This window comes from Kribbella aluminosa (genome assembly GCF_017876295.1).
Classification (GTDB): Bacteria; Actinomycetota; Actinomycetes; order Propionibacteriales; family Kribbellaceae; genus Kribbella; species Kribbella aluminosa.
On the sequence record NZ_JAGINT010000001.1, the window covers coordinates 945421 to 957570 of the forward strand.

Consider the following 12150-nt stretch of genomic DNA (forward strand, 5'->3'; position numbering starts at 1 on the left):
ATAGTACGTCCTATGTCTTCAAGAGTCGGCGCTTCGGAAATCTTCGATCCGGCGGGCAGCGGGTACCACACGTTCCGCATCCCGTCGGTGCTGGCGCCTGGCTCGTCGGTGCTCGCGTTCTGCGAGGGCCGGCGGCACGGGGCCGGCGACGCCGGCGAGATCGAGGTCGTGCTGCGGCGCTCGCTCGACGGCGGGCGCACCTGGCTGCCGCTGCAGGTGGTGTCCGCGGCGCGGGGCAAGACCTGTGGGAACCCGGTGCCGGTGATCGATCCGGGGACCGGCGACATCGTGCTCGTGACGGTGCAGAACGGCGCGGACGCGGTCGAGCTGTCGCTTGCCCGGGGCACCGATCCGGTCGACGGACGGCGGGTGTTCGTGCAGCGATCGTCCGACGACGGCGCTTCGTGGTCGCCTGGGGTGGAGATCACCGCGCAGGTCAAGCCGGACGACTGGGGCTGGTACGCGACCGGGCCGTGTCACGGGATCACCTTGCGTACCGGACGGCTCGTCGTACCGGCCAATCATTCTTCGGTGCCGTCCGAGCCTGTGGACGACCTGATCCGGCTGAACGGCGGGCACTGCATCTACAGCGATGACGGCGGTGCCACCTGGTCGGTCGGGTTCGTGGACCGCAACGACGGCCCGGAGATCAACGCGAACGAGACCGCCGTCGCCGAGCTCCCGGACGGGCGTCTCTACTTCAACGCCCGCAACCACCAGGGCACCGGACCGGCCCGCATCCACGCCTGGTCGTCGGACGGGGGTCAGACGCTGGACGCGCCGTACGCCGGGATCCCCGAGATCACCGCACCCGGTATCCAGGGCAGCGTGCTCTGCCTGCCGGACGGGCGGTTGCTGCTGTCCACGCCGGTGCACCCGTCGTCCCGCCGGGAACTGACCGTTTTCGTCTCCGAGGACGCCGGCGAGTCCTGGAAGCCCGCCCTGGTCGTGCACGAGGGCATGGCCGGGTACTCCGATCTGGTGCTGCTTCCGGACGCTTCCGTCGGCATCTTCTACGAGGCCGGTGAGACCTCCTCGTTCGCGACCTTGCGCTTCGCCACATTCGCCCTTTGAGGTTGGGAGACCCCTTGACCGAGTCCGCCCGCTTGACCGGAGTAGTACCGCCGCTCGTCACCCCGCTCACCCCTGAGTACGACGTCGACACCGCGTCGCTCGCCCGGCTGATCCAGTACCAGCTGGCCGGGGGTGTGGACGGGGTGTTCGTGCTCGGCACCTCCGGGGAGGGGACGTTCCTGACGGACGAGCAGCGCCAGGTCGTGCTGGAGACGACTGTCGCGGAGGTTGCCGGTCAGGTGCCAGTTCTTGCCGGTGTCATCGACACGTCCACCGGGCGGGTCGCCGCCCACGTGTCAGCCGCCTTGAAGGCCGGCGTGGACGCACTGGTCGCCACAGCACCCTTCTACGCCGCCACTCACCCCGCCGAGATCGAGCGCCACTTCAAGCGTCTGGCGGCTCAGGCTGAGGGAGTGCCGCTTTACGCGTACGACATCCCACCGCGAGCAGGTACGAAGCTCCCGGCCTCCCTGGTCATGTCTCTCGGCGAGCAGGGTGTAATTGCCGGCGTCAAGGACTCGTCCGGCCAGGAGACCTCACTCCGCGAGCTGGTCATCTCCCGCCGCGAAAAGGCTCTGGATGGTTTCACGATCATGACCGGCTCCGAGGTAACCGTCGACTCCGCGCTGGCCTTCGGCGTGGACGGCGTCGTACCCGGGCTGGGCAACGTGGACCCCGCTGGGTACGCGCGGTTGTTCAAGGCCGCTGTGGGTGGTGATGCGGCTGCTGCGCGGGAGGAGCAGGACCGCCTGTTCCGCCTTTTCGACATCATCAAGGTTCCCGACCGTTCCCGGATGGGCGCCAGTTCCTCGGCGCTGGGCGCGTTCAAGGCAGGCCTCTACCTGCTGGGTGTGATCGACTGCCCGGTCACGGCGTACCCCTGCATTCCTTTGAACGACACGGAGATCGGTGCTGTCCGACCGCTACTGGACCGCGCCGGATTACACTGAGCGGTCCTACTTCAAGGGAGGCCGGCAGTGACAACGGGTGGGCTCAGCCGGGCACGCGGTGCGGCAGGGAACCAGTCCTTCATCCGGGATGCGATGAAGTCGTACATCCTGGAGCGCGGACTGAAGGCGGGTGATCCGCTGCCGAACGAGCAGGAGCTGATGGCCCAGCTCGGCGTCGGCCGGCACCCGCTCCGCGAGGCGATGAAGGCACTGCAGGCCGTCGGGATCATCGAGATCCGGCACGGCTACGGCACGTACGTCGGCGAGGTCAACCTCCAGTCCCTGGAGGACGGGCTGGCCTTCCGCATGTCCCAGTCGATGGCCGGCGACCTCCGCGACGTCCAGAACGTCCTGGAGGTCCGGCAGGCCATCGAAGTAGGCCTGGCCGACGACGTCGTCGAACACTTCAAACACCACGGCTACGAAACCCTGGAACCCATCGTCGAACGCATGGAAGCCCAAGCTGCCGAAGGCAACTACTTCCCCGACGAGGACTGGGCCTTCCACCAGGCCCTCTACGAACCCCTGGGCAACGCCCTCGTCATAGACCTGCTGTCAGTCTTCTGGCGAACCTTCGCCCAGGTAGACGCCCGCCTCCCCGGCGCCCGCTACACCCCCGCAGACGCCGCCGCCTGGCACCGAGACCTCCTCAACACCCTCAAAACGGCCGACCCCACCAGCTACGCCACCTCCATGAAGTCCCACTTCCACGGCATCCACACCCGGCTGGGCGAGTAGGCGCGTGCAACCTCGACAGGACATATACGGCCACTGAAGAGGATCGGCTAGTCAGCTGAGCGTGGGGGCGCCCTCGGGCGTGGACACGTCCTGTCGAGCTTGCCCCTGTGGATAAGCCAACTCATCGGTCGACCCACCTGAGGCACCATCGTCGGATGGAAGCTGTCGCTGAGGTCCTCGCCCGCCATGGCGGCTGGGCGACCCGGGCGGAGCTGGTTGGCGCGACCTCCCGCCGTGCCGTTGAGGCTGCGCTCGCGCGGGGTGAGGTGCAGCGGATCGCGCTGGGGATCTATGCGCTGCCGGGCCTTCCGGCCGACGAGCTGGCCGTGCTCTCGCATCCTCCCGTTCGGTGAGTCGTTGGCCGTGGCGGACGCAGGCCTTGCCGCCGGCCGAATCAGCCAGCCACCGATACGACGAAATGGTGGCGGCGGGATGGCTCGTGCTCCGATTCACCTACGAGCAGGTGGTCGGAGACCCGGCCTGGGTCGTCGCGACTGTCCGGGCCGCGTTGGCACGGCGTCTTGCCGGCTGATCATGTGCAATCTCGACAGGAGATGTCCCTCGAACCTCGCCTGGTAGCGCAGGCGCCGAGCGTGCCGACGAGCTGCTGACACCGACACCTCCTGTCGACCTTGCACATCAGGCGAAGAGGTTTTCGGCGTCGACGATGGTGTAGGCGTAGCCCTGTTCGGCTAGGAATCGTTGGCGGTGGGCGGCGAATTCGGCGTCGATGGTGTCTCTTGCGACGATCGAGTAGAAGCGGGCGGTGCGGCCGTCGCCCTTGGGGCGGAGGACTCGGCCCAGGCGTTGGGCTTCTTCCTGGCGGGAGCCGAAGGTGCCGGAGACCTGGATGGCTACCGACGCCTCGGGGAGGTCGATGGAGAAGTTCGCGACCTTGCTCACCACCAGGCGGGTGATCTCGCCGTGGCGGAACGCGTCGAACAGGCGCTGGCGTTCGCGGACGGTGGTTTCGCCCTTGATCACGGGGCATTCGAGGCGTTCGCCGAGCTCGTCCAACTGGTCGATGTACTGGCCGATGACGAGCAGGGGTTCGTCGGCGTGGTGCTCGGCGATGCGGCGTACCAGCCTGGACTTGGCGGGGGTGGACGCGGCCAGACGGTAGCGGTCCTGGGGCTCGGCCGTCGCGTACACGAACCGCTCGGTCTGCTCGAGGTCCACCCGAACTTCGACGCAGTCCGCCGGAGCGATCCAGCCCTGCGCCTCGATGTCCTTCCACGGCGCGTCGTACCGCTTCGGCCCGATCAGCGAGAACACGTCGCCCTCACGCCCGTCCTCGCGGACCAGCGTCGCGGTCAGCCCGAGCCGCCGGCGGGTCTGCAGGTCCGCGGTCATCCGGAAGATCGGCGCCGGCAGCAAGTGGACCTCGTCGTACACGATCAGGCCCCAGTCGCGCGCGTCGAACAGCTCCAGGTGCGTGTAGACACCCTTCCGCCGCGTCGTCATCACCTGGTACGTCGCGATCGTGACCGGCCGGATCTCCTTGCGCGCACCCGAGTACTCGCCGATCTCGTCCTCGGTCAGCGTCGTACGGCGGAGCAGTTCGTCCTTCCACTGCCGCGCGGACACCGTGTTCGTGACCAGGATCAGCGTGGTCGCGGACGCCTGCGCCATCGCGGCCGCGCCGACGATCGTCTTGCCGGCGCCACAGGGGAGCACGACGACACCGGAGCCGCCGTGCCAGAACGAGTCGGTCGCCTGCTCCTGGTACGGGCGCAGCTCCCATCCGTCCGTCACCAGGGCGATCTGGTGCGCCTCGCCGTCGACGTACCCGGCCAGGTCCTCCGCCGGCCAGCCCAGCTTGAGCAGGGTCTGCTTGAGGTGACCGCGCTCCGACGGGTGCACCACGACGGTGTCGTCGTCGAGCCGCGCGCCCATCATGGGCTTCACCTTGTTGCTGCGCAGCACCTCTTCCAGCACCGGCCGGTCGGTGGTCACCAGCACCAGCCCGTGCTCCGGGTGCTTCTCCAGCCGCAGCCGCCCGTACCGATCCAGGGTCTCCGCGATGTCGACCAGCAACGAGTGCGGGACCGGGTAGCGGCTGTAGCGCAGCAGTACGTCGATCACCTGCTCCGCGTCGTGCCCCGCGGCCCGCGCGTTCCACAGCCCGAGCGGCGTCAGCCGGTACGTGTGCACATGCTCCGGCGCCCGCTCCAACTCGGCGAACGGCGCGATAGCCTTCCGGCACTCACTCGCATCCGCATGCGCCGTCTCCAACAACAAGGTCTTGTCCGACTGCACAATCAGTGGACCGTCCGTCACCCGCAGCTCCTAATCCTCGCCCCGACCTTCCATTGTGCCTGAGCGGTCAATCCACGGGGCGGGCGGCGGAGATTCGGTGGAGGGCGTAGGTACGGGGGGCTTCGGTGGTGTCGTCGTAGGCGGTGAGCCAGCCGTCGGCTACCCGGGCGGGTTCTACGATGCGTTCGGAGGCGTGGCCGTTGTGGTCGACGTACGAGATCCAGGTGCGGGTGTGGGCCTCGGCGGCGTTGGTGAGTACGGCGATGGTTTCGGCGGGGGCTGCTGGTTCGACGAGGCCCTCGTCGCCGGGGCGTTCGGCGGCGATGCGGTCGCCGGTGCGGACCTTTTCGATGACGGCCTTGACCTGGTCGTCGGTGAGGTCGAACGCGCTCTCGTTGAAGTCGCGGCTGGTACGTCGGCGTGGCGCCTCACCCCGGCGTGGCGCACCGGTCACATGCAGCGCGCCGTCGAACGTCTCCGCCAGCGGCGCGAGCCCGGCGTCCCGGAGCCGGCTCAGCACCATGTCGGGCGGTGACGGTGACACCACGACCGTCGGCGCCAACCGGCGGAAGCGCACACCGGGCAGGTTCGAGCTCAGCAGGTGCGTCAGTACGTCCTCGTCGTCACACCGCAGGTACGTCGACGCAGTCCCCAGCCGCAGCACGCCGTGCCGCCGCGCGACGTCGTCCACGAGGTACGCCAGCGGCTGCGGCACCGGAGTGCGTGAGTGTTCGGCCAGCCAAGCGTGCAACTGCTCCGCAGTACGCCCCAGGTCGAAAGCACGTCGCACCGAGCTCTCACTGAACCGGTAGACCCCAGCACCGCCGTCCGACTCCACGTCGGCCATGGCTGACAGCTCGTCCTGCACGGACCGCACCAACGGACCAGGAGCCACAGCGGTGAGGTCAGCCTGCAACAGCACCTCAGAAACCGGCTCTGGCATCAGCGGGCTGATCGCCGCGGCCAGCTCGTCAGCCGTCGGCTCAGCACTCAGCAACGGCTGCGCGTGCTTCGCCCACGACCCCAGCCCGCTCAGCCCGAGCAGTGCCGCCTCAGACACGCTCCACTCGACCAGGTCGTCGCGGAACTGCCCGCCGCGCCGAGGCCGATGCCAGGCCACCCAGGTCACAACAGCCTCCGGAGCAGGCGCCGTACCCGTGCCAGCTGCAGCCAGCGCCTGTAACGCCAGCAGCCGGATCTCCGGCGCCAGCAACCGCTCCAGGTCCGGCGCCAGCGCGTTGATGAGCCGCTCGCGTGCAGCCGCAGTACTGCCCGTACTGTCGCGCCGTCCGATCAGCCCGATCGCCCTGAGCCCAGAGAACCACGCAACGACCAGCTGAGCCCACCGGTGCGCCAGGTCGAGCTCAAGCCAGTCGTCGTAGGCGCTTGTCGGCAGCCAGAGCTCACCGTTACCGACCTCCACCGCGGCAACCAGCCCAGCCGCGTACGCCATCTCCAGCACAGCCGCTGTCGTGTGCTCCTCCGCACCGATCTTCCCGGCCAGGCTGCGCAGGTCCCGGACCCCTACGCCACCAGTGCGCAGTACCGGCAGCGGGTCCGTCCCCAGCTGCTCCAACGCACGGTCGACCAGCCGCACCAGGTCCAGCGCCGCACCAGCCGCGGCCCGGTCCGCGATCGCAGCCGACACCTTCTTGCCGTCCAACGGCGGCGGCACCGGCCGGGTCGACGGCAGCACCCGCCCGCCCCGCAGATGCAGCCCGATCTGCCGCGGCAGTACGACGGTGTTCGGGTCCTTCGGTACGACGAGCCCGCGCGCCAGCAACCGCTCCACCGGCGTACGGGCGGACGCGATCGTGACCGGCCGATCCGCCTTCTCGACGGAACCGGTCGGCGGACCCCAGGTCAGTTTCTCGAGTACGGCGCGCGCGTCCGGCCCGGCGTCCTCGATCAGCTTGTCCAGGTCGCCGAAGTGCCGCGTAGTAGTCGGACCGAGCCCGGCCGGTGTCGGACCGAGCAGTTCGTGCACCGCCCGGATCGTACGCAGGTCGTCCTCGGTGCCCCACACGAGAGCAAGGTCCAGCAGCTCGGCGACCCGCGGCTGGACGATCTCTGCCGGCTGCCCGACGCCCTGCACCAGCGCGGCCAGCTCCACCGGCTCGGGCAGCGCGGACAAAGCCTCCAGCAGGTCCACGCCGAACTCGTCCAGCCGGTTGATGGCGCGCGCCGCCGACGCGTTGCTCGTCGCCCGCGCGGCCAGTTGCCCGGTGTCGGCCGGGAGCGGCAGCGCCAGGTCGGGGCGCCGGCGGAGCAGCTCACCGAGCGCGGCGTCGCCCCAGCCCCGCAGCGCCTCGGCGAGGGTACGGGGGCGGGTCGGCTGGGTGGTGCTCATCCTTCCAAAGATACGGGATGTACGCCGAGGTCGGTCAGGATCCGCTCCACCGTCTCGTCGAGCGCACTGCCCGGACCAATCACGGTCTGCTCGACGCCGCTCGGGACGTCGTGCTCGCGGAGCAGGATGCGGCGGAGGTGGTCCTGCTCGACCCAGGCGGTACCGCGGCCGAGGCGCTCCCGGAGCGTACGGGCGGTGGTGGTCTTGCCGGAGCCCGAGTTGCCACGCAGTACGACGAGGCGGGTGCTCGGGCTTCCGGTCACTCTGCTGCCCCGGTGTGACCGATCCGGTGGAAGCCGACACGTTCGTAGACCGCAGCCACCGCGTCGGACTCGGCGGACAGCAGTACGAGGTCAACGCCGTTGTCCAGCGCGTGCTCCACGAGCGTTGAGGTCACAGCGGCGGCCAGACCGCGTCGCCGCAGCGCGGGCAGCGTACCGACGCCAACGATCTCTGTAGCCGAGCCAACAGGCTGGTGAGTACCGGCAGCGACCAGGCCGTCCTCGGTGAACGCTCCAGCGCCGACCGACACACCACGGCCGACCCGGTCGCGTAGCGTCGCCACCATCTCGTCTGAGAGCTGAGCAGCAGCCGTGTCCCTCTCAGCAGGCCCCGCGTTCCCAACGGCCGTACCGGACTCACCGAAGGCCAGGTTGACGACAGCTCGTGCCTGGCGCACTACGGCCTCGTCAGCAGACAGGACTTCGCAGCGCGCATCAGCCACGACAGGACGGCAGTCAGCACGCTCTAGCACCAGCAACGGGTGCTGGACCACCTCAAGGCCGGCAGCGGCCGCAGCAGGTCCTAGCGACGGACAGGTCTCGACGACCCACTCGAAGCTCAGCGGGATCTCCAGCTCGGCGCAACGCTTCCGTACGAGCTCAACGTCGCTAGGCTCGATTGTTACCCCGGAACCAGGCACAGGGCGCGCGTAGTACGGCCAGATCGTCGTACTGCGGAACAAGGTGAACGGACCGACCTGCTCAGCGTCGGCCCCGGACAGCGGCACGGCGTGGAGGTAGTCGTCGACTCTGGTAATCATCGCGAAGCAGTGAACCACCCGGACGGGTCGTCTGCCACCCGGTATGTCGAAGTACCGGAACCGGCTCCGACGTACCGTCCGACGGCAACAACCAGCAAGGAGCAGCAGCATGGAGAAAGTGACGTCCGCGGACGGTACGACGATCGCCTACGACCGCCTGGGCAGCGGGAGCCCGGTGATCCTGGTCGGTGGAGCCCTGTGCGACCGGAACTCGTTCCGCCCGCTGGCGGACGAGCTGGCGAGCGAGTACGACGTCATCACGTACGACCGTCGCGGCCGCGGTGACTCCGGCGACACGACGCCGTACGACGTCCGCCGTGAGGTGGAGGACATCGCCGCGCTGCTGACCGCGGTCGGCGGTACGGCGGCCATCTACGGGCACTCCTCCGGTGCGGCACTTGCCGCGATCGCCGCGGTCACGCTGCCGTTCGGCAAGGTCGTCATGCACGAGCCGCCGTACGGCCCCGACGATGCGGACACGTCGGACGACGGCGGGCAGGTACTCGAGTCGATCCGCGAGGGCCGGAACCAGGAGGCCGTCGAGCGGTTCCTGCTGATGACGGGCATGCCGAAGGAGGCCGCCGAGCAAGTAGCCGCCGCACCCGGTGTCGCGGACCTGGCCCCGACGCTCGCCTACGACTTCGCCGTGATGGGACACGGCCTCGACCAGGGCGGCACCCCGGTCGCGCTGCTGCGGAGCGTCACGCCGGACACGCTCGTACTGGCCGGGACCGCGACCGCGCCGTTCATGATCGACGCCGCACGCCGCGTCACCGCGATCCTGCCGAACGTCACGTACGCCGACCTCCCCGACCAGCACCACGCCGTACCCCCCGAACTGCTCGCCCCGGTCCTCAAGGAATTCCTGAGGGGGTGAGTGGTGGTCTCACCCCCTAGGCGATGATCTCGATCGACAGCCTGTCCGGGTAGAACGCGACGTGGTCCCGGATGTCGGCGACCGCGTTGTACGGCTGCTCGTACGTCCAGACCGCGTTCTCGATGTCCGGGAGGATCGTGTAGTACGACGCGTCACCCTTGTACGGGCAGTACGTCTGGTGGTCGGTGCGCTCGAGCTGCGTGAAGTCGACGTCCGCGCGCGGGATGTACTGCACCGCGGGGTAGTTCGCCTCCTGCAGCGACAACGCGTCCCGGGTGTCCGCGACGACCCGGTCACCGACCTTCACGACGACACGGTCCGGATTCTTCTCCACGGTGATCGGGTGGTCCGGCCCGGGAATCTTCACAGTCTTCTCCGCCATGACCAGCCACAACCCCGTACCGCCGGGGACCATTCCCGCGCACGCTCACGGCTCAGAAATAGTCGCCCCGGCCGCCTCCGCGAGTTCGGCGCCGAGCGCGCAGGCCGGTGTGTACGCACCACGCAGGCCCTCGCCGCGGGCCAGTCGTACGGCGGTCTCCGCGGCAGCGTTCGAGGTGAAGTCCATCGCGTCGTCGGCGCGCAGCCACGCTTCCCGCGTCGTACCGTCCGCCCACGTCACGACCGCGTGCCCCCACGAGTGCTCCCGCGGCCGCGGTGCGGGCTTGAACTCCATCGCCGCCATCCGCCGTACGGCGAACCGCTGGAGCGCCGGGACCTTCAGCAGCGCACCGGCCGCGGGCAGGATCGCCCGGATCAGCGGGGCCGTCGGCAGCAGCCCGGTCGTCGCCACGACGTCCGGCGCCCCGCTCGCCAGGTGCGCCGCCAGCAGCTCACCGGTCGGGCCGGCCGCGGACTTCGCCGTCTGCCCGTCCGGCAACGCGTGCGTCCGCGGATCCGCGGCGAGCCGGGCCGGGACCATGCGCCCGTCGACGTACCGCCTGCCGCCCGTCGTCAGCCCCGACACGATCGACCGCGCCAGCGCCTCGCCCAGCCGACCGGCCGTGATCGCCACCGACGGCAACGCATCCACCCGTACCTGCCGCGGCGCCGGCCGATCCGCGCACAGCCACGCGACCACGGCCTCGGTCCCGAGGACGCCGAACCCGGCGCCGGTGACGAACGTACTGCCGCCGGCCGCTGCCTCGTCGTGCAGCGCCAGCAACCGCGGCATCGCGACCAGGTCGTTGGCCAGGTCAACGTAATGCCCGCCGGGCAGGCAGGCGCGCGCGATCGGTACGGCGGTCTCGGCATACCCGCCGATCGTGTTCACCACCACGGCCGGCCGCCGGCTGGCGATCTCCGCGGCGGGGTCGTCCGTCGCGATCACGTCGGCGTCGCCGAGCCCGAGGTCCGCGGCGGTCTTCCGCAGCCGCTCAGCAGAGCGCCCGACCAGCACCGGCGTACCGCCGCGCGCCGCCACCCGGGTCGCGATCTCCCTGCCGGTCCGGCCGGTCGCCCCCAGAATCCAGATCATCCGAAGCTCCTTATGTCTCACAGTGTCATCAGCTACGATAACACCCTGAGACATCACTCTTGCTAGACTGCCGGTATGGCGCGATGGGACCCCGGTGCGGAGCAGCGACTACGCAAGGCCGCGCTCGAGCTGTACGCCGCACACGGGTACGACGCGGTCACCGTCAACCAGATCGCCGAGCACGCCGGCCTGACCCGGCGCTCCTACTTTCGCTACTTCCCGGACAAGCGCGAGGTCCTGTTCGCCGGCTCCGAACGGCTCCCGGCCGCGGTGCTCGACGCGCTCCGGGCCGTCGACGCCGACGTTCGCCCGTGGCCCGCCGTACTGCAGGCCGCCGTGGCCGTCGGTGAACTGCTGGCCGACCTGGCCGAGGATTCCGACGTACGCCGGGCCGTCATCGCCGCGAGTCCCGAGCTGCAGGAGCGCGAGCGGACCAAGCTCGCGTCGGTCACCGCGGCGCTGCGCGACGGGCTCGCGGAGCGCGGGCTGGCACCCGAGGACGCGACGCTGGTGGCGCAGATCGGGTCGGCGGTCTTCCAGAACGCGTTCAGCCGCTGGATCGACGGCGGCGGGCAGCAGACCTTCCGGTCCTGCCTGGACGCCGTAGTCGCCTCACTCGGCCGAGAGCTCGACGACTAGGCACGGCCCGCCGTCGAAGGCACCGCCGTCGATGCCCAGCACCAGGCCGTCGGCGTACAGGTGCGGGCCGGTCAGGAACTCCGGGTCGATGTGCAGCTGGTCGGCGATGATGCTGTGGCCGTGCACGATCCGCCGGCCGCCGAGGTGCTGCAGCATGATCCGCGCGACCTCCGGGCCGCCCTCGCCGCGGAACGCGTACCGCGAGGTCATCCGGCGCCAGACCTCCCACCACACCTCGATGTCGTCGGAGTGCAGTTCGGCGCGGGCCGCGGTGTTGATCTGGTCGAGCGTGTCGCCCCACTCGACGTACTCGGCGGTGTCGGAGTGCATCAGCAACTGGTCAACGTCCAGTCCGAGGAACGGCTGGTCGAGCAGCCAGGACACGTCGTCGTCGGTGAGCAGCTCCTGGTCGCGGTCCTGGCCGCCGTTCAGCGCCCAGGAGCGCTCGAAGCTGCGCAGCGTGATGCCGTCGTGCGGGACGAACCTGTCGCCGAACTTGTGCATCCCGAGCGCGAGGATCTCGTGGTTGCCGAGCAGCATCCGGACCGCGCCGGCGGGCGCCTGGCCGATCAGCTCACGGACATAGTGCAGTACGCCGATACCGTCCGGGCCGCGGTCGAAGAAGTCGCCGAGGAACCACAGCCGGGCGTCCCCGCCGGTCCAGTTGCCGTCGGCATCGGTGAGGCCGGCCGTGTGCAAAGCCGGGACCAGTTTCTCCAGGTGGCCGTGGACGTCGCTCACGGC

Annotated in this window: 14 protein-coding genes; 7 read left to right on the top strand and 7 right to left on the bottom strand. The window is 69.7% G+C overall.

Annotation, left to right across the window (positions count from 1 at the left end):
- Nucleotides 1-12: 12 nt before the first annotated feature.
- From JOF29_RS04690 to JOF29_RS42720, 5 genes are all read left to right on the top strand, one after another.
- Nucleotides 13-1074 (top strand): sialidase family protein, encoded by a 1062-nt coding sequence (locus JOF29_RS04690; protein WP_209693008.1) that lies wholly within the window; start codon nt 13-15, stop codon nt 1072-1074.
- A 14-nt stretch (nt 1075-1088) separates the two neighbouring features.
- The gene (locus tag JOF29_RS04695; protein WP_209693009.1) at nt 1089-2024 is read left to right on the top strand and encodes a dihydrodipicolinate synthase family protein; all 936 of its coding nucleotides are present in this window, start codon (nt 1089-1091) and stop codon (nt 2022-2024) included.
- A 27-nt stretch (nt 2025-2051) separates the two neighbouring features.
- Complete coding sequence (locus JOF29_RS45160; RefSeq protein ID WP_307863145.1) at nt 2052-2762, top strand: FadR/GntR family transcriptional regulator; 711 nt, start codon at nt 2052-2054, stop codon at nt 2760-2762.
- A 155-nt stretch (nt 2763-2917) separates the two neighbouring features.
- On the top strand, nt 2918-3115 hold the full coding sequence (locus tag JOF29_RS42715; RefSeq protein ID WP_245357443.1) for a type IV toxin-antitoxin system AbiEi family antitoxin domain-containing protein: 198 nt from the start codon (nt 2918-2920) through the stop codon (nt 3113-3115).
- Nucleotides 3112-3294, top strand: a complete 183-nt coding sequence (locus JOF29_RS42720; RefSeq protein WP_245357444.1) for a putative endonuclease domain-containing protein — start codon at nt 3112-3114, stop codon at nt 3292-3294. Before JOF29_RS42715 ends, JOF29_RS42720 begins: the two co-directional genes overlap by 4 nt.
- Nucleotides 3295-3401: 107 nt before the next feature.
- Here JOF29_RS42720 and JOF29_RS04710 read toward each other — a convergent pair whose 3' ends face one another.
- The 4 genes from JOF29_RS04710 to JOF29_RS04725 are packed head-to-tail and all read right to left on the bottom strand — an operon-like array spanning nt 3402 to nt 8413.
- Nucleotides 3402-5042 (bottom strand): DNA repair helicase XPB, encoded by a 1641-nt coding sequence (locus JOF29_RS04710; RefSeq protein ID WP_209693011.1) that lies wholly within the window; start codon nt 5040-5042, stop codon nt 3402-3404.
- Between the two features lie 46 nt (nt 5043-5088).
- Nucleotides 5089-7371, bottom strand: a complete 2283-nt coding sequence (locus JOF29_RS04715; protein ID WP_209693012.1) for a helicase C-terminal domain-containing protein — start codon at nt 7369-7371, stop codon at nt 5089-5091.
- Nucleotides 7368-7634: an AAA family ATPase gene (locus JOF29_RS04720; RefSeq protein ID WP_209693013.1), complete on the bottom strand. Its 267-nt coding sequence runs from the start codon at nt 7632-7634 to the stop codon at nt 7368-7370. Before JOF29_RS04720 ends, JOF29_RS04715 begins: the two co-directional genes overlap by 4 nt.
- A complete protein-coding gene (locus tag JOF29_RS04725; RefSeq protein WP_209693014.1) occupies nt 7631-8413 on the bottom strand; it encodes a GNAT family N-acetyltransferase in 783 nt (260 codons plus the stop codon). Before JOF29_RS04725 ends, JOF29_RS04720 begins: the two co-directional genes overlap by 4 nt.
- Nucleotides 8414-8522: 109 nt before the next feature.
- Between JOF29_RS04725 and JOF29_RS04730 the strand changes: the two genes are divergently transcribed.
- Complete coding sequence (locus tag JOF29_RS04730; protein WP_209693015.1) at nt 8523-9290, top strand: alpha/beta fold hydrolase; 768 nt, start codon at nt 8523-8525, stop codon at nt 9288-9290.
- A 16-nt stretch (nt 9291-9306) separates the two neighbouring features.
- Here JOF29_RS04730 and JOF29_RS04735 read toward each other — a convergent pair whose 3' ends face one another.
- Nucleotides 9307-9672 carry a DUF427 domain-containing protein gene (locus JOF29_RS04735; protein ID WP_209693016.1) on the bottom strand — a complete coding sequence of 122 codons (366 nt, stop codon included), beginning with the start codon at nt 9670-9672 and terminating at the stop codon, nt 9307-9309.
- 45 nt (nt 9673-9717) lie between these two features.
- Nucleotides 9718-10767 (bottom strand): saccharopine dehydrogenase NADP-binding domain-containing protein, encoded by a 1050-nt coding sequence (locus JOF29_RS04740; RefSeq protein ID WP_209693017.1) that lies wholly within the window; start codon nt 10765-10767, stop codon nt 9718-9720.
- A 75-nt stretch (nt 10768-10842) separates the two neighbouring features.
- On the opposite strand from JOF29_RS04740, the gene JOF29_RS04745 reads away from it, so the two are divergent.
- Nucleotides 10843-11406, top strand: coding sequence for a TetR/AcrR family transcriptional regulator (locus JOF29_RS04745; RefSeq protein ID WP_209693018.1), 564 nt, complete (start codon nt 10843-10845; stop codon nt 11404-11406).
- On the opposite strand, the gene JOF29_RS04750 is transcribed toward JOF29_RS04745, so the two are convergent.
- Nucleotides 11380-12147 (bottom strand): metallophosphoesterase, encoded by a 768-nt coding sequence (locus JOF29_RS04750; protein WP_307863146.1) that lies wholly within the window; start codon nt 12145-12147, stop codon nt 11380-11382. The genes JOF29_RS04745 and JOF29_RS04750 overlap by 27 nt on opposite strands.
- Between the last annotated feature and the right edge of the window lie 3 nt (nt 12148-12150).

Bases quoted from the DNA above. Each gene is read 5' to 3' on its own strand.
- JOF29_RS04715 (WP_209693012.1), bottom strand. From the start codon at position 7,371: ATGAGCACCACCCAGCCGACCCGCCCCCGTACCCTCGCCGAGGCGCTG.
- JOF29_RS04740 (WP_209693017.1), bottom strand. From the start codon at position 10,767: ATGATCTGGATTCTGGGGGCGACCGGCCGGACCGGCAGGGAGATCGCG.
- JOF29_RS42715 (WP_245357443.1), top strand. From the start codon at position 2,918: ATGGAAGCTGTCGCTGAGGTCCTCGCCCGCCATGGCGGCTGGGCGACC.
- JOF29_RS04725 (WP_209693014.1), bottom strand. From the start codon at position 8,413: ATGATTACCAGAGTCGACGACTACCTCCACGCCGTGCCGCTGTCCGGG.
- JOF29_RS04690 (WP_209693008.1), top strand. From the start codon at position 13: ATGTCTTCAAGAGTCGGCGCTTCGGAAATCTTCGATCCGGCGGGCAGC.
- JOF29_RS04745 (WP_209693018.1), top strand. From the start codon at position 10,843: ATGGCGCGATGGGACCCCGGTGCGGAGCAGCGACTACGCAAGGCCGCG.
- JOF29_RS04735 (WP_209693016.1), bottom strand. From the start codon at position 9,672: ATGGCGGAGAAGACTGTGAAGATTCCCGGGCCGGACCACCCGATCACC.
- JOF29_RS04730 (WP_209693015.1), top strand. From the start codon at position 8,523: ATGGAGAAAGTGACGTCCGCGGACGGTACGACGATCGCCTACGACCGC.